At 61.9% G+C, this 21,946-nt stretch carries 20 protein-coding genes; 7 read left to right on the forward strand and 13 right to left on the reverse strand.

Annotation, left to right across the window (positions count from 1 at the left end):
* Positions 1 to 311 (reverse strand): LpxD N-terminal domain-containing protein (locus VGL22_RS16915; RefSeq protein WP_465268121.1); only part of this gene is annotated, 311 nt, incomplete at its 3' end.
* A gap of 53 nt (positions 312 to 364) precedes the next feature.
* Entirely contained in the window at positions 365 to 925 is a 561-nt protein-coding gene (locus VGL22_RS16920; RefSeq protein WP_465268122.1) for a DUF6982 domain-containing protein, read from the reverse strand.
* A 268-nt stretch (positions 926 to 1,193) separates the two neighbouring features.
* Here VGL22_RS16920 and VGL22_RS16925 point away from each other — a divergent pair, with 268 nt between their 5' ends.
* Positions 1,194 to 3,176 (forward strand): tRNA nucleotidyltransferase/poly(A) polymerase family protein, encoded by a 1,983-nt coding sequence (locus VGL22_RS16925; RefSeq protein WP_465268123.1) that lies wholly within the window; start codon positions 1,194 to 1,196, stop codon positions 3,174 to 3,176.
* 178 nt (positions 3,177 to 3,354) lie between these two features.
* On the opposite strand, the gene VGL22_RS16930 is transcribed toward VGL22_RS16925, so the two are convergent.
* Positions 3,355 to 3,957 carry a DUF2141 domain-containing protein gene (locus tag VGL22_RS16930; protein WP_465268124.1) on the reverse strand — a complete coding sequence of 201 codons (603 nt, stop codon included), beginning with the start codon at positions 3,955 to 3,957 and terminating at the stop codon, positions 3,355 to 3,357.
* Positions 3,958 to 4,098: 141 nt separating this feature from the next.
* Positions 4,099 to 4,476 carry a zinc-ribbon domain containing protein gene (locus VGL22_RS16935; protein ID WP_465268125.1) on the reverse strand — a complete coding sequence of 126 codons (378 nt, stop codon included), beginning with the start codon at positions 4,474 to 4,476 and terminating at the stop codon, positions 4,099 to 4,101.
* 140 nt (positions 4,477 to 4,616) lie between these two features.
* On the opposite strand from VGL22_RS16935, the gene VGL22_RS16940 reads away from it, so the two are divergent.
* The 3 genes from VGL22_RS16940 (at position 4,617) to VGL22_RS16950 (ending at position 7,900) form a co-directional block, all read left to right on the forward strand.
* A complete protein-coding gene (locus VGL22_RS16940) occupies positions 4,617 to 6,494 on the forward strand; it encodes an APC family permease (RefSeq protein ID WP_465268126.1) in 1,878 nt (625 codons plus the stop codon).
* A 543-nt stretch (positions 6,495 to 7,037) separates the two neighbouring features.
* Positions 7,038 to 7,454 (forward strand): ATP-binding protein, encoded by a 417-nt coding sequence (locus VGL22_RS16945; protein WP_465268127.1) that lies wholly within the window; start codon positions 7,038 to 7,040, stop codon positions 7,452 to 7,454.
* 83 nt (positions 7,455 to 7,537) lie between these two features.
* Positions 7,538 to 7,900 (forward strand): STAS domain-containing protein, encoded by a 363-nt coding sequence (locus tag VGL22_RS16950; protein WP_465268128.1) that lies wholly within the window; start codon positions 7,538 to 7,540, stop codon positions 7,898 to 7,900.
* Between the two features lie 61 nt (positions 7,901 to 7,961).
* Here VGL22_RS16950 and VGL22_RS16955 read toward each other — a convergent pair whose 3' ends face one another.
* The 5 genes from VGL22_RS16955 to VGL22_RS16975 all read right to left on the reverse strand — a co-directional run bounded on the left by VGL22_RS16955 (position 7,962) and on the right by VGL22_RS16975 (position 16,026).
* Positions 7,962 to 9,011 carry a twin-arginine translocation signal domain-containing protein gene (locus tag VGL22_RS16955; RefSeq protein ID WP_465268129.1) on the reverse strand — a complete coding sequence of 350 codons (1,050 nt, stop codon included), beginning with the start codon at positions 9,009 to 9,011 and terminating at the stop codon, positions 7,962 to 7,964.
* Positions 9,008 to 10,423, reverse strand: coding sequence for a c-type cytochrome domain-containing protein (locus VGL22_RS16960; RefSeq protein WP_465268130.1), 1,416 nt, complete (start codon positions 10,421 to 10,423; stop codon positions 9,008 to 9,010). Before VGL22_RS16960 ends, VGL22_RS16955 begins: the two co-directional genes overlap by 4 nt.
* Positions 10,420 to 11,964: a DUF1501 domain-containing protein gene (locus tag VGL22_RS16965; RefSeq protein WP_465268131.1), complete on the reverse strand. Its 1,545-nt coding sequence runs from the start codon at positions 11,962 to 11,964 to the stop codon at positions 10,420 to 10,422. Before VGL22_RS16965 ends, VGL22_RS16960 begins: the two co-directional genes overlap by 4 nt.
* 10 nt (positions 11,965 to 11,974) lie before the next feature.
* A complete protein-coding gene (locus VGL22_RS16970; RefSeq protein ID WP_465268132.1) occupies positions 11,975 to 15,436 on the reverse strand; it encodes a DUF1553 domain-containing protein in 3,462 nt (1,153 codons plus the stop codon).
* A 224-nt stretch (positions 15,437 to 15,660) separates the two neighbouring features.
* On the reverse strand, positions 15,661 to 16,026 hold the full coding sequence (locus VGL22_RS16975) for a c-type cytochrome (RefSeq protein ID WP_465268133.1): 366 nt from the start codon (positions 16,024 to 16,026) through the stop codon (positions 15,661 to 15,663).
* A gap of 94 nt (positions 16,027 to 16,120) precedes the next feature.
* Between VGL22_RS16975 and VGL22_RS16980 the strand changes: the two genes are divergently transcribed.
* On the forward strand, positions 16,121 to 17,128 hold the full coding sequence (locus VGL22_RS16980; protein ID WP_465268134.1) for a PGN_0703 family putative restriction endonuclease: 1,008 nt from the start codon (positions 16,121 to 16,123) through the stop codon (positions 17,126 to 17,128).
* A gap of 29 nt (positions 17,129 to 17,157) precedes the next feature.
* On the opposite strand, the gene VGL22_RS16985 is transcribed toward VGL22_RS16980, so the two are convergent.
* Positions 17,158 to 17,328, reverse strand: a complete 171-nt coding sequence (locus VGL22_RS16985) for a hypothetical protein (RefSeq protein ID WP_465268135.1) — start codon at positions 17,326 to 17,328, stop codon at positions 17,158 to 17,160.
* A gap of 86 nt (positions 17,329 to 17,414) precedes the next feature.
* Positions 17,415 to 17,918 carry an Lrp/AsnC family transcriptional regulator gene (locus tag VGL22_RS16990; RefSeq protein ID WP_465268136.1) on the reverse strand — a complete coding sequence of 168 codons (504 nt, stop codon included), beginning with the start codon at positions 17,916 to 17,918 and terminating at the stop codon, positions 17,415 to 17,417.
* Between the two features lie 93 nt (positions 17,919 to 18,011).
* Here VGL22_RS16990 and hutH point away from each other — a divergent pair, with 93 nt between their 5' ends.
* The gene (gene hutH, locus VGL22_RS16995; RefSeq protein ID WP_465268137.1) at positions 18,012 to 19,541 is read left to right on the forward strand and encodes a histidine ammonia-lyase; all 1,530 of its coding nucleotides are present in this window, start codon (positions 18,012 to 18,014) and stop codon (positions 19,539 to 19,541) included.
* Between the two features lie 61 nt (positions 19,542 to 19,602).
* Positions 19,603 to 20,427 carry a fumarylacetoacetate hydrolase family protein gene (locus tag VGL22_RS17000; protein WP_465268138.1) on the forward strand — a complete coding sequence of 275 codons (825 nt, stop codon included), beginning with the start codon at positions 19,603 to 19,605 and terminating at the stop codon, positions 20,425 to 20,427.
* Between the two features lie 373 nt (positions 20,428 to 20,800).
* Here VGL22_RS17000 and VGL22_RS17005 read toward each other — a convergent pair whose 3' ends face one another.
* Both VGL22_RS17005 and VGL22_RS17010 read right to left on the reverse strand, forming a co-directional pair.
* Entirely contained in the window at positions 20,801 to 21,427 is a 627-nt protein-coding gene (locus VGL22_RS17005; RefSeq protein WP_465268139.1) for a thymidine kinase, read from the reverse strand.
* A gap of 218 nt (positions 21,428 to 21,645) precedes the next feature.
* Positions 21,646 to 21,946 (reverse strand): electron transfer flavoprotein subunit alpha/FixB family protein (locus VGL22_RS17010; RefSeq protein ID WP_465268140.1); only part of this gene is annotated, 301 nt, incomplete at its 5' end.

The raw sequence follows: 21,946 nt of genomic DNA on the forward strand, positions 1-21,946 counted from the left end.
CCAACCTCCGCCGTGGCATCAATCACAGCGGTCGCGTGAATGCCCGGCGCATACGCCGGCGGCTGATAGAAAAGACCCAGCGCACGCGAGAAGGCAAGATATGGATTTTTGATCCGAAGTGTCGCGGTGCTGATCTCCGGAAATTCCGGCTCAACCAGAACCGCGGCCGCCTCCGTCGTGCGCGCCAGACCGGCGTATTTAGGATTGGCGACAAAGGTGATCTCGCTGGGACCGGCGTCCTCAATACCTTTCACGCCAGTGATTTCGAGCTCGGCGTTCCCGCGCAGCTCCGCGCCCAGCGCACTTGCCAATTCGCCTAACGTCATCGGGTGAATTGTAAATGCCGCGGCCGCGAGCGGCAGAGCTAGTTGCCGCTGTCGGTCGGGAACAGATCCGGCTGCGAGGCGCTGGAGGGCCGCCGTCTCCCCGCGCCAATCAGGCTCAGAACCTCGAGGTTCTGAATCGCCTGGCGAGGCACGAAGATCCGCTGCGTGTTGGAGCGCTGATCAGGAGGGGTGAGCATCAGCCCCGCGCCCTCCACCAGCGACTTGTCATTGGCAGCAAGGCCCTCGAGTTCCTCGCCATCGTTCAGAGTCATCCGGATCCACAATCCGGCGCTCCGGGGACGCACCGCAAAGCGCTTATGGTTCAGCCGCTCAGGATTGGCCTGATCGGCCGGCGAAGGGAAGTCGCGCACATAGCAGACCCACTTCACCGTCTCCCAGCGGATCCAGACCACCTTGCCTCCAAGGTCCAGGATCTCCATCTCCGGCCCGCCCTGGCCGAAGTTCATTGCAGCGTATCCGGCTACCCAGTCGCGGCTGAACTTGCGTACAATCACCGGCTTGCGCTGCGAGGCCATCGGATTGCCATTGTCGCACAAAGCAGGCCGCAGGATGCGGCGCCGCCCTCGGCAAGAGAGCATCTGTTACAAAGTGGCGAAGTCACAGCGCTTCTCAATTACCCAAATACCGGTCATTCACTCGCTCACGCTGCCACTCTGGCCCTGCGTAACTCTCAATTCCACTCTTCCCGAATGAACTCCCTCCGGTGCAGATTTGCGCCTTCCTTATCTGTTCATTTTTACGTGGTTATGATAAGGTGGCCTTTTGAAACGAGTGCCAGTAGACCGTTAAGCAGTTCTGGATGAGGCACTTGGAGGCGACCCAGACGCCAGTACGAGAGGAAACTCGATGCCCGATTACATCTACCTCCTCGAAAACCGGCTGTCGGCCGACCAACGAAGCGCCTTGCGGCTACTGCGGGATGCGGCGCGCGAAGCAGAGATGATCCTGTTTCTGGTTGGCGACGCTGTCCGGGATCTCACCAGCGGCCATGCCGTGCGCGACCTTGAAGTAGCCGTTTATGGTAATGCTCTCAAGCTCAAGAAACCATTGGAGGAGGTGGGCGCTAAGGTCTGGGGTGAACATGATGCCTCCCGCACCCTGTATCTCTGCTTCCCCGGTACCGTGCGGGTGGATGTGGCGAGCGCGCATCGCGTGGAGTACAAAAAGCCAGGCCACCCTACCTACCATTGGGGTTCCATCCAGGAGGACCTCAGGCGCCGCGATTTCACCGTAAACGCCATGGCCATCTCGTTGAACGAGGGATCGTTCGGATTGCTGATGGACCCGCTGAACGGGGTAGCGGACATCGAGGCGAGAGCATTGCGTCTGGTGTCCAATTACGGTTTTCTTGACGAGCCGGCGCTGCTGATTCGAGCCACGCGCTATAAGACGCGTCTGGGATGGGAACTGGACCCAAAGACCGAGACCCGCTACGAAAACGCCAAGGCTGAAGGCGTGATCGAGTCCCTGTCGGACTTCCAGCGCAGCCGCGAACTCGAGCAAATCGGGCATGAGGACGGCGGTTTCCGCGTCTTGCAGGCCCACGAGGCCGAAGGATGGATGAAGGTGCTCTGTCCCGCCTGGACAACCGCCAAGGTCGACACGGAGAAGTTGCAGGCATTGCATGACCTGTCAGTGGAACTCCTGGTGCAAGGTGTGCACGCCGATATTTCAGCTCCCCAGATGCAGTTGCTTACGGCCAAAATGAACCCGAAAGAGTTGGCCGGTCTCAAGAAAACGCTGCTGCGCCCAGGATTTGTGGAAGAGTGGAACAGTCTGGACGCCTTTGCCTCCGGCTTCCAGAAGGTCTTGCTCGCAAAGGAGAACCAGCAGCCCTCGGCAGCTTTCAAGTTGTTCACGAGCTATGATCCGGAAGCCGTTCTCTGGCTTGGGTTTACCAGCAAAGACAAAGCGGTTCGAGAACGCTATAACGACTTCCTGAAGGTGTGGCCGGAGCAGCGTCAGAAGATGCCGTACGCCCTCATGCAGGAGATGCGGATCCGGCCGGAACTGGCGAATTACAACGAGATCCTGCACCAGGTCTTTCTGCAGCTCATCGACGGCAAGCTGACTACCCCGGAGGAGATGAAGGCGTTCCTCGAGCCGTACTCGCCGCCCGCCCCGCCGCCGCAGGTTACCGTGAAGCGGACCCGCGGCCGGAAGGCCGAAAAGGTGAAGGAGACCTTCGAGGAGGACGAGGAGGAATCCGAGGACGATGGCGACGACGACGATCTCGACGACATGGGCCAGGATGACGAAGAGGTAGAGACTCCTGTACGCCTGGTCCGCGGCGATGGAGACGAAGAGGACATGCCGGCAGTAAGAGTGGATGAGGAAGACTCCGCCGACGATGAGGCCGAGGAGGAAGACGAGGAAAACGAAGAGGACGAAGAGTCGGCGCCCAAGCCCACCAAAGCTGCCCAAAAGAGTGCTCCCGCAAAGGCCGCCAAAGCGGCTGAAAAGACGCCTCCCAAGAAGCATGTGGAGCCTGCTAAGGCCCCTGTCAAGGCCGCTCCTGTCCCTGCAAAGCACGCTCCCGTCAAGGCAGCCCCGGCGAAACACGCTCCTGCGCCGGCGAAACACGCCCCTGCGAAGCCTCCTGCCAAACCGGCCGCTCCGGTAAAAGCGGCAGCCCCCGCCAGGAAGCCGGCTGCGCACGCTCCGGCCAAGCACGCCCCGGTGAAGAAAGCAGCGCTGAAGCCACACGCCAAGCCGGCGCACAAGTCGGTTCCGAAGGTTGTGGCCAAGTCCGGGAAACCGGCGCCCGCGAAGGCGAAGCCTCACACGCCTGCGAAGAAAAGCGGAGCAAAGCCCGGCAAGAAGCGTTAGATCGAGAAACGGTTTGACATTGGGGCGCCTGAACGGGCGCCCTTTTCATTGCCGGCATGTCGACCGCTGCGACTCTCGGAGTGAAACACCGGCTCGTGGAAGATCTTCTCCATGCGGTTCACAGCGTGCTGCATACCCCTGCAAGCCCCTCATCCGGAAGCCCGTCTGGTTTAATCGCTTATTTATATTGCAGATGAATTGTTGTCTCAGTTACGGGGCAGCTGACGTGGACCAGTGCCTGCTGAAACGCCGGGGCGGTGAGGGCCACGTGCGGGTTGTTGGCGAACCCGAACCCCTCTTTCGGAATCCCGATCAGGTTGCGATCGAGCTTGGCATTGGAGTTCTCGTCGTGGATGACGGCTACTCCGTAATCGCCTGGGAGCAGGTTGGGCCACTCGGCCACCGCAGTGCGGGTCGCTTTATCAATGGGAGCAGGACCGTGGCGGAAGGCTTTGCTTTTGTCTTCAGGCCAGCCGGGCGACGACGAAAAGAGGATGGTGCCGAGGTTGCCGCGAGTGTTGCGGAATCCATCCACGTGGATGCGCAGAGTGCAGCTGCTGGATGACGCGGATTGCGCGCCTCCGGCAAGCGAGGGAGCGGCAGAAGTCGAAGCGGCATCCAAGCCGCGGCCAAAAGCCCCGGCCGCTTCCGTGGTCCCCCATCCTGTCGCCGGCAACAAGACGACAGGATGGGGCACAGGAGGTTGTGAATGGATTTGCGGTGCGGACAAGCAGGCAAACGCCACCGCCGACACAAGGCACAGCGGAACGCGCGTGGTCACGAACCGGGTCACAATGCTTTGAATAGAGATTTCCCGATCAAGTTACGCCAGAGGGAAGGTGAGACAGCTCCGTCTCTTTGGAGTCGTGCTTGATGAGCGGGGAATTTGGGTCCCAAGGGAAGCGTCGGGACCCGGTGAGGTTTAGTAGCGTGCCCGGGCGCGGCCACCGCCGCCCCCGCTGCTGCCTTTGCGCGCCTGGTAACAATCGCGACAGAATACCGGACGGTCGCCGCGCGGTTCGAACGGAACCGTCGTGGGCTGACCACATCCAGAACAGATTACGGGTGTTCCCTGCGAAGGAGCGGAACGGTACCCGGACCCACCACCTCCAGCCATCTGGTCATTTTTCTTGGCCGTCCGGCAGGGCTTGCATCGCTTGGGTGTCGAGTAACCGCGCTCCTGAAAGAACGCTTGATCAGCGGCTGTGAAAGTGAAATCTTGTCCGCAGTCGCTGCACGTGAGTTGAATATCGCCGGCCATGGGTCTCCTCAGTGACGAGTAGTTCATCCACTGTAGCATCTTTTGGCGGCGAATCTGTCAACAGGTTCCGTCCTTACGGTTTATTTACGCTCTCGGCAGAGCGTTTCAACTTTGTTGACCAGAGCCGGGGACGTCCGGGAAACTGCATCTAACCGGTTGGTTCTGTTGAGAATGGGTGGATGACGTTGCCGAAGTTAGCGGACTGGCTCCTCGCCGACCTGAAGCTTCCCGGGGGTGTACACGGCAAGGCGGAGCCCGAGCATGCCTGGTGGCGGGTGATGTGCCTTACGGGCGTGGATTACTTCTCGACCCTCGGCTATCAGCCCGGGATCGCATTCCTGGCCGCCGGCGTGCTCTCTCCGGTTGCTACCCTGGTGCTCGTGCTCGTCACGCTGTTTGCGGCCCTGCCGCTCTATCAGCGCGTGGCTAAGGCGAGTCCCAACGGACAAGGCTCCATCGCCATGCTCGAGCGGCTGTTTCCGGAGTGGGGCGGCAAGATCTTCGTACTGGTGCTGCTCGGCTTTGCTACCACCGACTTCATCATCACCATGACCCTCTCCGCGGCAGACGCCGCGGCGCACTTCGTGCACAATCCGTTTGCGCCGGCGTGGCTGCAGGGGCAAATGCTGGTGACGATTCTGCTGCTCGCCGCGTTGGGCGTCGTGTTCCTCAAGGGATTCAAGGAGGCTATCGGCATTGCCGTCCTTCTGGTGGCCGCGTATCTGCTGCTGAACGCAATCGTGACGGTGCGGGCTGCGATCGAGGTAATGCGGCATCCCCATGTGGTGAAGATCTGGGAGAGCGCGGTATGGGCGCAGCATCCCAACTGGTGGGGCGTGGTAGGGCTCTGCCTGCTGTTGTTTCCGCGCCTCGCGCTCGGGCTGTCGGGGTTTGAAACCGGCGTGGCGGTAATGCCTCTCATCAAAGGCGAGACGCTGGAGCAGCGGGTTCGCAACACCCAGAAGCTGCTGGCTACGGCTGCGTTGATCATGAGCGTGTTTCTGATCGCCACCAGCTTTGTAACCACGGTGCTGATTCCACCGCAAGAGTTTCAAGACGGCGGGCAGGCCAACGGGCGCGCACTGGCGTATCTGGCCCACGCCTATATGGGCAACGCTTTCGGGTCGGTGTATGACATCAGCACAATTCTGATTCTGGCGTTTGCCGGAGCTTCGGCTATGGCCGGATTACTCAATTTGATCCCGCGCTATCTGCCGCGCTTCGGCATGGCCCCGGAATGGGCGAGGGCGTCGCGGCCGCTGGTGCTTGTGTTCATGGGAGTCGGTTTCCTGGTGACGACCGCGTTCCACGCCAATGTGGATGCGCAGGGCGGCGCTTATGCCACCGGCGTGCTGGTGCTGATTACCTCTGCGGCGTGCGCGGTGACCATGGCCGTGTGGGATACGCGCGCCAGGTGGATGTACCTGGCGGTGGCCCTGGTCTTCATCTACACGACCTTGATGAACATTGCGGAGCGGCCGGAAGGATTGAAAATTTCCTGCATGTTCATTGCGACGATCCTGGTGGTGTCGTTTGCATCGCGGGCGACGCGCTCAACGGAGTTGCGCATTACCGGCGTGAAACTCGACGCGGCGGCGGAGGACATCATCCGGTCGGCTGGCGCGGAATCTGTGCGCGTTATTCCGCGCAAGCCGAAGCCGGCCACGGCCGAGGATCTGGATCGGCTGGACAACATGATCCGCAAGGTGCACGGGCTCCCCCCCCACGCCAAGATCGTATTCCTGCAGGTGGAGCGGACCGATGCGTCGGAGTTCTCGGATCAACTCCGCGTGGAAGGTGAGCGGATTCAGAACCATTGCATTCTCAGCACGCGTAGTCCCATTGTCGCGAATTCCATCGCAGCCTTCCTCCTGCACGTGGAACAGATGACCGGGTGCGTGCCGCACATTTACTTCAACTGGAAAGAAGGCAATCCGGTGGCGAACATCTTCCGCTTCCTGTTCCTGGGCGAGGGAGATGCGGCCCCCCTCACCCATGAGGTGTTGCGGAAAGCCGTGCCGGAGATTGCGCGCCGGCCGATTGTCCACGTCAGCTGACTACCTGCGGCCGGGCTGCCCGCGCGCCCGAAGCGCAATCCACGACCACCAGCGGCACGGCGAACACACACCTGTGACAGCGCGCACAGTGACCAGGCGACAGGTGGCGCATACTTTCCTCCTGCCGCTTCTCTCGGCGGACAGGAGATCGTTTGCTCCAAAATCTCCAACTCGGGCGCATCGGGTTCGTTTCGGGTCAAACCAACCCAGCAAGCATCGTTTACCAGAAAATTATTAGGTGCATTGTTTCTTGTTTCCGCGCATGTTTAGGGCCACTCGTTGAAAACAAAGTGGCTTAGCGAAAACCATATAGTGTTTCAGCTCACATTTGGGGGCGGAACTCCCGGCCTCCGGCGCAGGCAATGCATCGTTCCCCCGCATCGCATGATAACTGGTTGGTAAATACCCAACCCCCCCCGTCCCTTAGTGAAGTCGACCCGTTCCGCGACCGGCGCGTAGGATTTCAATGCGTGCCGCCCACCCCCTTGCGCACCGGGGGAGGGGCTTGTAAGCTCAGGAAAATCAAGCGGGGATCGAAACAGATTGGGTGAAAGCCTGACCATCGAGGTGAAGAGTACCCGCGATGCCATTGCGCCTGCAGCGGAGAAAGCCGAGGCATGGCTTGAGGCATACCATCCATCACCCAGGGCGAAGTACCTCGCCCCGCTGGCCATTGAAGAGATTGTGACCAACTGTATCGATTATGCGTATGACGATGGCGGGGAACACACCATCGTGTTTACGCTCAGTGTTGCGGATCAGGCGCTGACCCTGACCGCGGTTGATGATGGACATGCCTTCGATCCACTGGCGGAGCAAGGTCCGGATCTGACTCTCCCAGTGCAGGACCGTCCAATCGGCGGGTTGGGGATTCATCTCCTGCGCAACCTGGCGGACGCAATCAGCTATGAGCGCCGCGACGGGCTGAACCGGCTGACGTTGACCAAGGCGCTTTCCTGAACTCAACTCAGGACAAAGCCATACGGCGCCTGCGGGCCGAGTTTTTCCTATCCACAGACGGTCTTCTCTAGTAGTTTTCGACTATGCAGAACATCTCCCCGGGATCGGCTCCGTCGCAAATCCTGAGCATTCAGGGTGTCCCGGTGGTGACCGTTGTGGGGCGTCTCGACACGGCAACTGCGCCGGCATTTGACGCGCAGATTGCTGCGTTGCTCGAGGAGAAGCACAAGCGCGTCCTTCTTGATGTGTCCCGGCTTGTTTACCTCAGCAGCCTGGGGCTTCGCTCAATCCTCAAAATCATTAAGTCCACCGCCCAGAACGGCGGCCGTACCGGCATCTTTTCAGTTCCACCTCAGGTGATGGAGTTGATCGAGATCTCCGGGTTCCAGTCTTTACTGGATATCTACCCTGACCGGGAAAGTGCGTTGACGGCAAGCCGCATGTGAGGCGTGCCGTTTCGGACTCGCAACCGGGACCTAAGAAGACTGGCGTCTTGTGGTCGGCTGTTCAAACACGATGCCGAGTGAGTTTGGTGATGCGCCCGGTGCGGTTCCAGTCGGAGACGTAGATGTTCGTGTCGCGATCAATCAAGCATCCATGCGCGGCGGAGAACGTGGCGGTGGCGATCGCGGCCGGATCGAGATCGTAATTGGCCCATTGCGTCTTCAACGGATTGTCGCCAAGGAAGGCCACCGGGACATTGTCGCGGTCGAGGATCACGACGCGGCCTTCCAGTTCGGACACGATGGCGTAATCGCCGTGGAAGCTGACCTGGCACGGCCGGCGTAGATGCTCCGTGACGGTGCCGGCGTATTTGCCGTCGAAATCGAAGTGGCAAAGACGGCGGTTCTCGCGGTCGCAGACCAGCAGCAGCGGCTGATCGTAGCGGGTGTCGAGTGCGAGGCCGTGGCTGCAGTTGAGCAAACCGGGGTCAGAGCCTTTGCCGGAGTAGCTGCGCATGTAGTTGCCGGTGCGATCGAAGCGGAAAATGCGGGAGTCGCCATAGCCATTGGCGATGAAGATGCCGCCATCGGGTGCGGGGAGTGCGGCGGTGAGGCGCCATTCGTTGGGAGCTTTGAATCCGGCTTGCCCTGGCGCGGTGATCTTGAGAACGGGCGTGCCGTCTAGCTTCATCTTGACGAACAGCCAGTTCTCCTGGGGAGTGCCCTTCTGCACGGTGGTGTAGAAGTATTCGATTCCGCCTTCTTCGGCGTGGAGAATGGAGTGGACTTCAGGGAATTCCGCGGCGATGGTCTTGAGGAAGCGGCCATCGGGAGTGTAGACCAGAATGCCGGTGGTGCTTTGCGTGCTGATGTAGATGTTGCCGGCCTTGTCCTGCGCGATTGCGCCATGGGTTCCCCCAAACGTGGTTCCGGCGGGGAGGGCGCCCCAGTTGGGGACGACTTCATAGGTCCATTCGCCGTTGCCCGTCAGAAGACGCTGCGAGGGTGTTTGCATGTCAGATGCCTTTGCGTAGGATGGGGCGGAGACTGCGGCTGCGGCTATGCTGGCGCCGGCCGTGGCAAGAAAATTGCGGCGGGAGCAATCGTGCTTCATGGCGTGATCCTTGCGGAAGTATCGTCAGGCTGTGCCGGCGTGTTGAAGAGATACACGTGGAGCAGGCGAGGCATGTCTTTGAGTGCGGCGGCTGTCTGTGCGGTCACCTTGGTGCCGCTGAGGTTCAGGTAACTCAGCTGCGAGAGCGTGCTGAGTTTCGCAAGACCACTCCCCGTGATGGATGTGCCTTCAAGATGCAGTGCGCGCAAATGCGTGAAGGTGCGTAGCGTGTCAAAGGACGCGTCCGTGATGGCGGTCCGCGCCAGTTCGGCTTCGACGATGTAGGGACCGTACTTCTGAAATTGGGCCAGTTGCGCGTCGTTGAACGTGAAGGCGATGTCGTTGGTACGCAGGATGAGGCCGTCGCTCGGCTGGTTCGAGACGGGCACGAGTTTGGCGCCCTGGCTCTGCTGCATGCGCTGGATTTCGGGCACGAGCGCGCTGTAGTCGCCGACCGGTTGCGGGGGCGTTTCACTTCGATCCGCGGGGAGATTGACGCCGGCTACGGTACTAGCGGAAGGCGATGCGCCCGCACGGATCCAGGCGCGGATCCAGGAGATCTCTTCCGAAGTGAGAGGCGTACGGCCTTCGGCCGGCATGAAATGCTTGTCACTGGCCGGAAGCGTGACGCGGACCAGGAGCAGGCTGAGTTCAGGCTTGCCCGGAGATACGGCGGCGCCGTCTTGTCCGCCGCGCATGAGGGCATCATAGGTGTCCAGACGGAGTCTGGCTTGCGCGTTGCTGCTGTTGTGGCAGGATACGCATCTGGCATCGAGGACGTGGCGGATGTGTTGTGCGTAAAACGAAGCGGGGTTTACGTTCTCGCTGGACTTGAGTCCGAAGACGGGGCGGAGGCCGGCAGGCATGTAGTGGGTGAGGTAATCGCTGCCGTGGCTGATGGAGCCGCCCTGGTGCGATGTCCAGATCAGCGCGAGCAGGGTTGCGGTGAGCAGCGCGGGGTAGATTGGTCGTCGTCTGCGCGCTGCCCATGCCGGGCGCGTCAGGACACACAGCATCAGGCCTACCGAGAGGGTGATGGCGCCCCATGCGTGGCGGCTGACGGTGGCGCCTGTGTCGCCCGCGCCGTAGGCCAGCATGTAGCCGAGGGCCAGGGTAGGAATGGCGACGGCGAGCGCAGCGCGGAGCACGAACCCGGCTGTTTCGCGCAGAGCGGGGCGGCGGGTTCCGCCAATTTCAAGCACAGGAAGCAGAAGAATCAGCCCGATGGGAAGATGCAGCAGCGCGGGATGAAAGCGGCCCAGAAACTGCAGCCAGTCGGCGTGCGCGCGACCGTCGAGTCGAAACATAAACGGGAGTGCGATGAGGGCGAGGCTCCCAATGAGGACACGGAGCCAAGCGGATTGTGCAATGCGCGCGCGTTTCACGCCGGTGGCCTCTTCCGCCGCGATCACGCGAGGAGATCCTTGACGACATAGGCCGGCTGAGGGCCGGTGAGGCGCTGGTCGAGCCCCTGGAAGTTATATGTGAGCTTGTTGTGATCGATGCCCAGGCACGCGAGGATAGTGGCGTTGAAGTTGCGCACGTGGACAGGATCTTTGACGACGTTATAGCTGTAGTCGTCGGTTTCGCCGTAGGTGAGGCCGGGGCGCACACCGCCGCCCACCATCCAGGTGGTGAAGCAGCGGGGGTGATGGTCGCGGCCGTAGTTGTCGGCGCTCAGGCCGCCCTGGCTGTAGACGGTGCGGCCAAATTCGCCGGCCCAGACAACCAGTGTGTCGTCGAGAAGCCCGCGGCGCTTGAGGTCCGTGACAAGCGCGTAGCAGGCGCGATCGGTTTCCTGGCAGAGTATCGGCAGGGTGCCGACCACGTCGCCATGTACGTCCCACCCGCGCTTGTAAACCTGCGTGAAGCGCACCCCTCGCTCGGCCATGCGGCGCGCCAGCAGGCAGTTGTAAGCAAAGCTGCCGGCGACTTTGGCGTCGGGGCCGTAGAGGTCCCACGTGGATTGCGGTTCCTTGCTGAGGTCAGCAAGCTCGGGGACCGAGGATTGCATGCGGAACGCCATCTCATACTGGGCGATGCGCGCGTTGGTTTCGGGGTCGCCGACATCGGCGAGAGTCTGGCGATTGATCTCTTCCACTGCGTCCAGCATTTTGCGGCGCACATCGCGATCGATGCCGTGGGGGTCGGCGAGATAGAGGACGGGGTCGCCGCCCGAGCGCAGGCCCACGCCGGCATATTCAGAAGAAAGAAATCCGCTGCTCCATAGCCGCGAGGAGACGGGCTGGTTGTTTTCCTTGGGATTGGTTTTGGTCTGCAGCACAATAAACGTGGGTAGGTTATCGTTCATGCTGCCTAGCCCGTAGGCGAGCCACGAACCGAGGCAGGGCTTGCCGGGGTTCATGTTGCCGGTGTTGATGAACATGATGGCCGGCTCGTGGTTGATAGCGTCCGTGTTGGTTGATTTGACAATGGTGAGATCGTCCACCATGCGCGCGGTGTAAGGCAGCAGATCGCTGACCCAGGTGCCGGTCTGGCCGTGTTGCTTGAAACCCCAGTGGGATGGGGCAATGGGGAACCGCGACTGCCCGGCGGTCATGCCGGTGAGCTGCTGATTGCCACGCACGGAATCGGGGATGTCCTTGTTGAACTGCGAGGCGAGGTTCGGCTTGTAGTCCAGCATGTCCAGCTGCGGAGGGCCGCCGGACATGAAGAGATAGATGGCGCGCTTGGCTTTAGGGGCGAAGTGCGGCAGGCCCAGGTTGTTGCGCGCGGCGAGTGCGGGATTCTTTGCGTCGGCGCCGTGACCGCGCAGTGCGGCGTCACCAAAGAGGCTTGCGAGTGCAGCCCAGCCGAGAACTTTGCCGGAACGGCCAAGGAACTGGCGCCGTGTCTCGACGGCAGTCCACTCGCGCTTGAGACCAGAGGGAATGGGCAGTTGCGTGACGTCGAGTTCGGGTTCGCAGTCGGTACAGAGTGGATGCTGCTTCATGGCGCCTCGGCTACTTGTTCAGTGTCTCGTCCAGGTTGAGCATTTCGTTGGCGATCATGGTCCAGGAGGCGAGCTCGGGCTCCGGAATATTACCAGCCGCATGACTCTCGCCTTCATGCACCAGAGCGCGCGCGGCCGTTGTGTCAGCGGCGTAGTGCTTTTGCATTTGCGCGAGCGAGGCTTCGAGCACGGCCATCGTTCTCGGCGTAACGTCGTGGGCGAGAAGGATCTCGCTCATGCGATTGATCCGGGCATCAGGCTGCGGACCGGCTTCGAGAATCACGCGCTGGGCAAGCGCACGCGCGGCTTCGATCCACTGCACGTCGTTCATCGTCACAAGGGACTGAAGAGGTGTGTCGGTGCGCTGGCGGCGCGTGCACACGGCGTCGCGGACGGGGGCGTCGAACGCGTCCATGCTGGCCGGCGAGGCCATGCGCTTCCAGTAGGTATACATGCTGCGACGGTAAAGCGCGGGGCCGTGGTCCTGCACGTAGACGAGCGTGTCGCTGGTGGGATAGCTGACCTGCTCCCAGACGTTCGGAGGCTGATACGGCTTCACGCTGGGGCCACCGATCTTATCGACGAGCAGGCCGCCGGACTGAAGCGCGATGTCGCGGAGCATCTCGGCATCCATGCGGAAACGCGGACCGTGCGAGAGCAGCAGATTGCGCGGGTCCTTTGCAATCTGTTGGGGCGTGGACCTGGCGCTCTGGCGATAGGCAGCGGACAGCACGATCAGCTTGTACATGTGCTTGATGTTCCAGCCGCTCTCGCGGAACTCGACGGCCAGCCAGTCGAGGAGCTCGGGATGGGTGGGACGCTGGCCCATGATCCCAAAATCCTCGTTGGTCTCAACGATGCCCGTGCCGAACAGCTCGTACCACATGCGGTTGACCGTCACGCGTGCGGTGAGTGGATTGTCAGGGCTGACGGTCCAGCGGGCGAGAGCGAGCCGATTGCGCGGAAGGTCTCTGGGCAGCGGCGGCAGATAGTGGGGTGTGTTGGCTTCCACGCGCTCTTCCCGCGCCGCGTAGTTGCCCCGTGCCAGCACGGAAGCGTAGGCGAGGGTTGGCTTTTCCCAGGCCACCTGCGTGACATCGCCGCCGCTCGAGATCTGGTCGAGCTCCCCGTCAAACGCGTGCATCTGGGCCTGCGCCGTGCGGAACGCTGGATCGACGCTGTTGAGGTAATACTCTCCAGCCACGTGAACCTGGTCCTCAGTCCACTGCGATTCTGGCTTGGAAGCAATCTCGGCGACGTAGTCCTCAAAGGGCAGGCGTCGGGCTTCATCGGCTGCCAGCGAGCGGCCGTAAAGGCGAATGTCCTGATAGCGAAGTTCCTTGGCGGGATTCGTGCCCGGTGCGCGCCAGCCGAGCTGCAGGGGCACGGAGGTGCGAATGCTGGCGCCGTGCAGCGTGTCGGTTTCGACCTGTGTCGGAGCGGAATTGCCGTCAAGGAAGATCTTCACGCCGGAGGCGCGGCCGGAGCCGTCATAGGTGAAGAAGATGTGTCGCCATGAGCCGTCCGTGGGGAGCGCTGCAACCGTCGAGACTCGGATAGCGATCAGCGGCGTGGTGTCGGGCGGAGGCTCTTTCTTCGGTTCTTCTTTCTTCTTCGGCTCCTTTTTCTTGTCCTCCTTCCTGGGCTCTTCCTTTTTGGGAGGCTTGTACACTGCGAGTTCCTGTTTGCTCAGATTCCGTGGAGAGGGATACCGGAAGGCTTCTTTGCCGTCGGGGTGCTTCTTGTCTTTTATGTCTTTGGGCGCGGAGTTGATCAGCTCGACGGTGAGGATGCCGTTGCGGACCGTGAGGTCCCAGCCGCGATTGTGCTGGGTGCTGTCCATCTTCGCGATCATGGCGCCGGCCTTGTCGTCGACCGCGAAGTACGGCGCAGAGCGAAACATGAACCAGCCGCCGGCGGAGAAGGCCTGGTTCTGCTCGAAGTCACCGGATTTGTCGAGTGTCACGCGCGTGTTCGACTGCATGCGGAAGTCCGGCCAGAGCCAGGTCGTTTCACCCCACTGCGGGGGCACGGTGGTGGCTTTGAAGGTTGCGGGATTTGCGTGCGGGGCGGTGTTGTGAAGCACGTCGCCGCTGCCTTCGTCCAGGCGAAGACGGATGAGCAGCTTGTCTGTCGAGACGGGTTGCGGCGGATTGTTGTGCGAGGCAAGCCAGGTGCGGACGAGACCGCGCTCGCGCAGGCGCATGGATCGAAGCTGCGCGAGGAGTTCAGAGCGTTTGGCGTAGACGCGGTCGTAAGCATCACGGTTCTGCGGTTTGGGGATGCGCACCACCGGGGTCCACACAGGGCGGTCGCCGTTGAAGGGCTTCTCGTCGATGTTGTTGAAGAACGCCGAGAGGGAGTAGAAGTCCTTTTGCGTTGTCGGGTCGAACTTGTGGTCGTGACAAACCGCGCAACCCACGGTAAGGCCCAGGAAGGTCGCGCCATACGCTTCGGTGCGATCGCGGGCGATGTTGAAACGCAGCTCCTCCGCTATGGTGCCGCCTTCATTGCTGCTCTCACCCATTCGTATGTACCCGCTGGCGATCAGCGGGTCGAGGTCTTTTCCGGGCAGCAGGTCGCCCGCTATCTGCTCGGTTGCGAATTGATCGAAGGGCTTGTTCGAGTTGAACGCGCGTATCACGTAGTCGCGATAAGGCCAGATGTGGCGGCTGTTGTCGTAGTGCAGGCCGTAAGTATCGGCGTAGCGCGCGTAGTCGAGCCAGTAGCGGCCGCGCTGTTCGCCGAACGCGGGCCGGGCGAGCAGGTTATCGACGAGGCGCTCGTAGGCGTCGGGTGAGTTGTCATTGACGAAGGCGCGGACTTCTTCGGGCGTGGGCAGCAGGCCGGTCAGGTCGAGCGTGACGCGGCGGATGAGGGTGGCTTTGTTGGCTTCAGGAGAGGGAGGCAGGCCGGCTTGGTCGAGCCTGGCGAGGATGAAGTTGTCGATCGGGTTGCGAGCCCAGCCAGCATGCGTTTTCAACTGCGGGACAGCGGGCCGTGTGGGAGCTGCAAAGGCCCAGTGTGGACGATACACAGCACCCTGCTTGACCCATTCCTTCAGGATGGCGATCTCCTCGGCGCTCATCGGCTTGGCTTCGCCTTGCGAGGTCTGCGGCATCAGGTAGTGCGAATCGTGCGACTCAATGCGCTTGATGAGTTCGCTCTGATCGGGATGGCCGGGCACGATGGCGTCGGGGTGGCCAGGGCGCTTCTTCATGGCGAATTCGGCCAGATCCAGGCGCAGGCCAGCTTTGCGCATCTCGGGGTCGGGTCCGTGGCAGGCGAAACAGCGCGCGGCCAGGATGGGCTGTACGTCCTGGTTGAAGTCCACGCGCCTGCCGTCTGCGATGCGAGAAGATCGGTGGCAGGCATTGAGCGCAACGAGGGCAAGCGAGAGGGCTGCAAGGCAGGACGCCTGCATGAGGCGTGAGCGGGCCTTTTGCCGGCGCGAAGGGGAAGATGGATGCAAAGCAGGGAACTCCTTGGCCTCTTACTGCCTGAATGTCGAGCGAACGACCTCCTTCTGGAAGAACGCCGGCCGGAAGAGCCGGACTATGCGAGTTTTTCCAGAGAGCAAAAGTTTCTCATTCTGCAAACGCGGTTGTCCAACCGCGGCGGAAGCGGACTCCTTCGAGTGCACACGAAAATGCCCGCCGGAGCGGCGGGCTCGACGCCTGGGTTGTGACTCCGCGGTCAGTGGGAGGGCGGGTCGGCCGGAGGCGGAGCGGGGTGATCTTTGGCGCGGAGAAAAGCAACGAGCTGCGCGATCTCTTCGTCACTGAGGGCGTCGCGGAAGGGGGGCATCTTCTGACCGCCATCAAGGATCTGGGTGGTCATCTTGCCGGCAGGCCACGCTTTGTCGTTGCGAATGTCAGCCAGCGCGGGAGCCTTTTTTGTGCCCTGCAAAGCGGGGCCGTGGCAAAAGCCGCACCCTTTGTCGCGATAGAGAGTGGCCCCGGCTTTGACATCGGCGGGCGTGTCTGCAGCGAATCCGGCGGTTGTGGCGAAGACGGAGACGAGGACCACGATAGCAGGGAAGAATTTAATGCCCGAAATCACTGGTCCATTTTCGCATGCGGGATAGTGGGGCTGTCTCGTACGGAAGGTGGAGGCGGCGGGCTGTAGGCTGGCAGAGATGGGACTGCGAGCGGGGATGTATTCAGGGGCATTGCGGCGCGAGTTGGCGTCGCGGAATCGGGAGTATGCGCGGGGGCGGGCGCATGTAGAGAGCTACGGAGATGATCCGGTGGTGGTGTACTGCCCCGAAGGCGATCGGCACGGCAACTTCTATGGGCCGGCGTATGCGGCGATCCTGGCACGGGCGCAATGGTCGAAGCGGTTGAACAAGGTGCACGCACAAGGGAGATCGCTTCCCAAGTGGGCAGAGGATCCGCATCGCAAGTGGCGGGAGCTGGACTCCTGCATGAGCTCGGATGCGCTGCTGATGAATGTTTTCTGTACGCTCGGTGTGGTGGAATCCGCGGCAGTGCGGCGGATGCTGGGGATCGGCGCGGAGGGCGTTCCGGAGTTTGGCTGGAAGGCGAAAGTGCCGCTGAAGTCGGGGCTCTTCGACCGTACTGAAGTGGATATGCGCTGGGGCGACCTCCTGGTTGAGGCGAAGCTGACCGAGGGAGATTTTCAAACGCGCAAGGCAGGTGTGGTGGAGGGTTACCGCGATTTTGATGAGGTGTTTGACCGCGAACTATTGCCGCGGGTCGAGGTGATGGTGGTTCGGCGAAAGACGGCCGAGGAATTCCATGAAGCCTATACCCAGGAGTGGGAGGATACCTCCGGCCTGGCGGCTGATGAGGTGGGAGAAGTTGCGCGAGAGTTCCAGGCGGGAGTGGTGGCCGAGGCCGAGGCGGAGGCGCCGCGCGAGATGCGCTATCGAGGCTATCAGCTCATCCGCAACGTGCTGGCTGCCCATGCAGTGGGTGCGCGGTTCTGCGTGATCTGCGACCAGCGCCGGCCCGACCTGAACGAGGCGTGGTTCGACGTGTTGCGCGCGGTGCGATCGGCCGAGTTGCGCACACGCATGAGCGCATTGAACTGGCAGGAACTTGCACAGGTGCTGCCAGATGGCCTGCGAGAGTTTCTGGAAGTGAAGTACGGCATCGGCGCGCGAGGCACAGGGATTTCGTCTGTAAGCGAATCAGAGTAAAGATGGGGCGCCGATGCCGCGCAGCGGATTCAGCGGTGCTTCTTGGTCTTTACCGGATTGGCTTTGCCGGCCGGGTGTTCGCGTTTGTGGCGTGCCAGGGCCTTGGCGACCACTTCAGCCGAGAGAGGCGCGTGCGACTGGGCTTGCAGCACGTCGGTTTTGGGCATGGAAGCAGGATTTGGTTCGTTGGGATTGGGCATGGATGCCTCCGGTTTGCGGAGGGCAGCGGCCATGAGGAGGTATGCCCCTCGCGCGCCTAGTATAGCGCCGATCCGGGTGAGCCGTACTACCTGCGGCGCAGCGGCGGCTTCTTGGTGATGGTGACCAGTTTGCCTGTCACTGCGTATTTGTTGCGCTCGACGGGCGAGGACAACACGAGGCTGGTGATGGGCGTGCCGTAGGGTAGAAGGGCTTCGATCAGCGCTTCAAGGTCGCTCATGTTGGTAGTAGTAACTTTCAGGAGCAGGTCGTCGCCGCCGGTGAGGTGGTGGCACTCGCGCACCTCTTCAAGCGTTTGCACGAAATCGAGCAAGCGGTGATATTGCGAGCCATTGCAACTCATGCGGATGAACGCCATGACTTCAAGGCCGAGAGCTTCGCGGTCGATGTCGATGGTGTAGGTGCGCAGGATCCCGACTTCTTCCATCTGGCGGAGGCGCTCGGCGGTGGCGGTGGGAGAGAGGCCTATGCGGCGTCCGAGTTCGGCTACGCTCAGGCGTGCGTTCTCCTGCAGCTCTTCCAGCAGTTTCCGACCGTAGCTATCCATCAAGGCCGTGGAATCCATTGCCATAGATATTCAGCATAGTTGATTCGGATTGTAAGTCGAACGTTGAGTACGCGTTCGATCTGTACTGCGTGCCGCGAGCTGCCTAGCATCAACTCTATGGACGTGTTGACTCTGGATGGCCAGCCACTGAGCCTGGCCGAGATTGAGGCTGTTTCTGTTTCTCGCGTTCGCGTGGAGATTGCTGCTGCGGCCCGCGAGCGCATGGCGGCCAGCCGGGCGCTGATTGAGGAAATTGTCGCGGCCGGGCAGACCGTGTACGGCGTGAACACCGGGTTTGGGAAACTGGCCGATGTGCGCGTGTCGAACGAGAACCTGGCGCAGTTGCAATTGAACCTGGTGCGCAGCCATGCGGGCGGTGTGGGCCAGCCGTTGAGTGAGGCGGAGTCGCGGGCCATGCTGCTGCTGCGCGCCAACGTGCTGGCGAAGGGGTTCAGCGGCACGCGTATCGAGGTGCTGGAACTGTTGCTGGCATTGCTGAACGCCGGCGTCCATCCGGTGATTCCGGAGAAGGGAAGCGTGGGCGCCAGCGGCGATCTTGCGCCCCTGGCACATCTGGCGCTCGTGGTGATCGGCGAAGGCGAGGCGTTCTACCACGGTGCGCGGATGCCGGGCGGCGAAGCGCTGAAGCGGGCCGGACTGAAGCCGGTTCAGCTTGCGGCGAAGGAAGGTCTGGCGCTGCTGAACGGCACGCAGGCGATGGTAGCAGTGGGCGGGCTGGCGGTGGCGCGGGCGGTGCGATTGGCGCGGCTGGCGGATGTGGCCGGAGCCATGTCACTGGATGCGCTGATGGGCACACCCGTCGCGTTTGATCCACGGATTCAGCAGGCGCGTCCGCATGCGGGGCAGATTGCGGCGGCTGCGCATTTGACCGCACTGATGCAGGGGTCGGAGATTCGTGAGTCGCATCGCGAGCACTGCTCGCGCGTGCAGGATGCGTATTGCCTGCGCTGCATGCCGCAGGTGCATGGGGCGGTGCGCGGGGCGCTTGGCCACGTGGCATCGGTGCTCGAGACAGAGGCGGGGTCGGCGACCGACAATCCGCTGATCTTTCCGGACGGCGCGGGTGGCGGGGATGTGTTGTCCGGCGGGAATTTTCATGGAGCGCCACTCTCGTACGCGCTGGATTATGCGGCGATTGCGATCACGGATCTTGCGGGGATTACGGAGCGCAGGATCGATCGCCTGCTGAATCCAGACATCAATGAGGGACTGCCGGCGTTCTTGTCGCCGGACCCGGGGCTGTCATCGGGTTTCATGATTGCGCAGATTGTGGCGGCGGCGCTGATCAACGAGTGCCAGGTTCTGGCGCACCCGTCGTCGACGGGCAGTATTCCCACCGATGGCGGCAAAGAAGATCACGTGTCGATGGGGATGACGGGGGCGCTGAAGCTGCGGCAGATTGTGGAGCATGTGGAGCGCATTGTGGGGATCGAGCTGATGTGCGCGGCGCAGGCTGTGGAGTTCAGACGGCCGCTGAAGTCGAGTCCCCCGCTGGAGGCGGTACACGAGGCGGTGCGCAAGGTGGTGCCGAAGCTGGAGCAGGATCGCGTGCTGGCCGGTGACATCGACGCGCTGGCCGCGGCTGTTCGGCAGGGCGTCTTCGACGAGTGGTGCGATTCCGTTTAGCACGAAGGTTTACACCTGGGTGGGCGGAGGACGGGATGTAGCATACTGGGAGGGCGCGGATATGAGACTGTTTCGCACTACTGCCGGTTCGTTCGTCGAGAAGGACGGGAAGTACTACGCGGTAAACGGGGCCACCTGGGATGAGTTGCTTTCGCAGGACGATCTGCAGGGCTATCTGACCGGGGCGGTCGAGGGCAAACCCGTTGCGGCGTTCTCGCGCGCAGACCTGCTGCCCCCCATTGAGCACCAGGAGGTCTGGGCCGCGGGTGTGACGTACTACCGCAGCCGCAGCGCGCGCATGGAGGAGTCAGAGACCGCGGGCGGGGGCGACTTTTACGATCGCGTGTACTCGGCGCAGCGGCCGGAGCTGTTCTTCAAATCAACGGCCAGCCGCACGGTCGGACCGGGCGGGAAGGTGCGGATCCGGAAAGATGCGACGTGGTCCGTGCCGGAGCCGGAGCTGACGCTGGTCATCAGTCCGCAGGGAAAGATCGTCGGTTACACCGTGGGCAACGACATGAGCTCGCGCGATATTGAAGGCGAAAATCCTCTGTATCTGCCGCAGGCCAAGGTGTATGACGGGAGCTGCGCGCTGGGGCCGGGGATTCTGGTGGCTTCAGGGGCGCTGCCGAAGACGACGGAGATTGCGCTGGAAATCTTTCGGGAGGATGGCTGCGCCTTTGCGGGGTGCATCAAGATTTCGGAGATCAAGCGCGACTTGAAGACGCTGGTGGAGTATCTGTTCCGCGACAACTCGTTCCCGAATGGGTGCTTTCTGATGACGGGGACGGGGATTGTGCCGCCGAGCGACTTCACGCTCAAGAGCGGCGACAGGGTGCGGATTACGATTGCGCCGATCGGCACGCTGGAAAACGAAGTCGCCTGAACACTGCCTCTGCTCCGCAAGTGTTAACCACATTGATAATAGGGATCCCGCAGCGTGCATTGCGGAAGAAGTCTGTTTCCCGGGCAGGAGGGGCGACCTTCTTTGCTTTTTATGTGATGTAGATCACTTGGTAAGAATTGATAAATTGTTTAATATCTTATAGTTAGACATTTGCGTTGGCGAATTCGCGAAAAAAGGGGAACTAGGTAGTTCTTTGGTAAACTTTTGCTCGTTCGCCTCAACGCCGCTGCTCCGAACACAAAACTCCCAGGCAAACAGGCATTGGTAGTGTGACATGGGCCTTCTGACCAGGCGGTGACTGCCGTCACAGTCGACGTGCGCTGGCAGGGGGCGTGGCGGCTGGAGGCGGCTGTCAGTGGGGGCGGCCAGGGAGGACGAAGTGTTCGGCGCAGCGGGGTTCGTAGTTGTCGCCGGCCATGATGACGGGACTCTCGAAGGGCGCGGGCTTGCCTTCAATCAGGCGCTGGGGGTAGATGGCGCGGTTGCCGCAGGTGCAGTAGGAGACGAGTTCGGTGATGTTTCCGGCGTAGTGGCGGACCAGCCAGGAGAGGGAGAGCATTTCGCCGAAGGGGAGGCCGCGGAAGTCGAGCTCAAGGCCGGAGACCATCACGTCGTGGCCTGACTCGAGCAGGCGTTTGGTGAACAGGAAGAGGTCTTGGACGAACTGGCCCTCATCGATGGCGATGGACTCGACGCGCTTGCCGATGCGCTGCTCGGTTGCGGCAAGGATGGGCAGGGCGGTCCAGGGATCGGAGGAAGGGAACTCGACGGCTTCCATCTTGCCGCAGCCGTTGCCGTTGCGGCTTTCAACGATGCCGGGTGCGGCCTTGGTGTCGGCGCAGGGCTTGAGCAGGAGGACGTGCTGCTTGGCGTACTGGCGGCGGATTTCAATGCGGCGGAGCAGCTCTGCCGTCTTGTTGCTCCGCATGGGGCCGACGATCAGTTCCAGTTTGCCAGGCACAGGGGTTACCAGCTTCACTTCTACCGCTTCCCGGGGTGGGGTCTTGATTGGAAGTTAGCACAGGGGGAGGGGGCGGGGTTGTTGATAACCGGGCCACCTGCGGTGGGGCCAACCGCGGCTTCGCCGCCTCTCGGAGGCTGGCTGAGGTTCGTGGTTTCCCATCCTGTCGCCACAAAAAAAGGCGACAGGATGGGAAACCCAGGGGTTGATGGTGGAACGATCGTGGAAGGTACTGGCTACTTCGCGGCTTTGAGGGCGGCGGTGAGGGCGGGCACAACTTCGAAGAGGTCACCGACGATGCCGTAGTCGGCCACCTCAAAGATAGGCGCTTCGGGATCCTTGTTGATGGCCACGATGCACTGCGAGCCCTTCATGCCGACCAGATGCTGGATGGCGCCGGAGATGCCCACCGCGAGATACAGTTTGGGGGAGACGGTCTGGCCGGAGCTGCCGACCTGGCGCTCCATGGGGAGCCAGCCGTTGTCGCAGATGGGGCGCGAGGCGGCGAGTTCGGCTTCGAGGGCGGTGGCGAGTTCC

The sequence above is a fragment of the Occallatibacter sp. genome, assembly GCF_036502485.1.
Taxonomy (GTDB): Bacteria; Acidobacteriota; Terriglobia; order Terriglobales; family Acidobacteriaceae; genus Telmatobacter.

Coding starts and splice junctions, on each gene's coding strand:
- VGL22_RS16920 (WP_465268122.1), bottom strand. CDS start 925: ATGCTCTCTTGCCGAGGGCGGCGCCGCATCCTGCGGCCTGCTTTGTGC.
- VGL22_RS16925 (WP_465268123.1), top strand. CDS start 1,194: ATGCCCGATTACATCTACCTCCTCGAAAACCGGCTGTCGGCCGACCAA.
- VGL22_RS16935 (WP_465268125.1), bottom strand. CDS start 4,476: ATGCTACAGTGGATGAACTACTCGTCACTGAGGAGACCCATGGCCGGC.
- VGL22_RS16940 (WP_465268126.1), top strand. CDS start 4,617: ATGACGTTGCCGAAGTTAGCGGACTGGCTCCTCGCCGACCTGAAGCTT.
- VGL22_RS16950 (WP_465268128.1), top strand. CDS start 7,538: ATGCAGAACATCTCCCCGGGATCGGCTCCGTCGCAAATCCTGAGCATT.
- VGL22_RS16955 (WP_465268129.1), bottom strand. CDS start 9,011: ATGAAGCACGATTGCTCCCGCCGCAATTTTCTTGCCACGGCCGGCGCC.
- VGL22_RS16965 (WP_465268131.1), bottom strand. CDS start 11,964: ATGAAGCAGCATCCACTCTGTACCGACTGCGAACCCGAACTCGACGTC.
- VGL22_RS16980 (WP_465268134.1), top strand. CDS start 16,121: ATGTATTCAGGGGCATTGCGGCGCGAGTTGGCGTCGCGGAATCGGGAG.
- VGL22_RS16985 (WP_465268135.1), bottom strand. CDS start 17,328: ATGCCCAATCCCAACGAACCAAATCCTGCTTCCATGCCCAAAACCGAC.
- VGL22_RS16990 (WP_465268136.1), bottom strand. CDS start 17,918: ATGGCAATGGATTCCACGGCCTTGATGGATAGCTACGGTCGGAAACTG.
- hutH (WP_465268137.1), top strand. CDS start 18,012: ATGGACGTGTTGACTCTGGATGGCCAGCCACTGAGCCTGGCCGAGATT.
- VGL22_RS17000 (WP_465268138.1), top strand. CDS start 19,603: ATGAGACTGTTTCGCACTACTGCCGGTTCGTTCGTCGAGAAGGACGGG.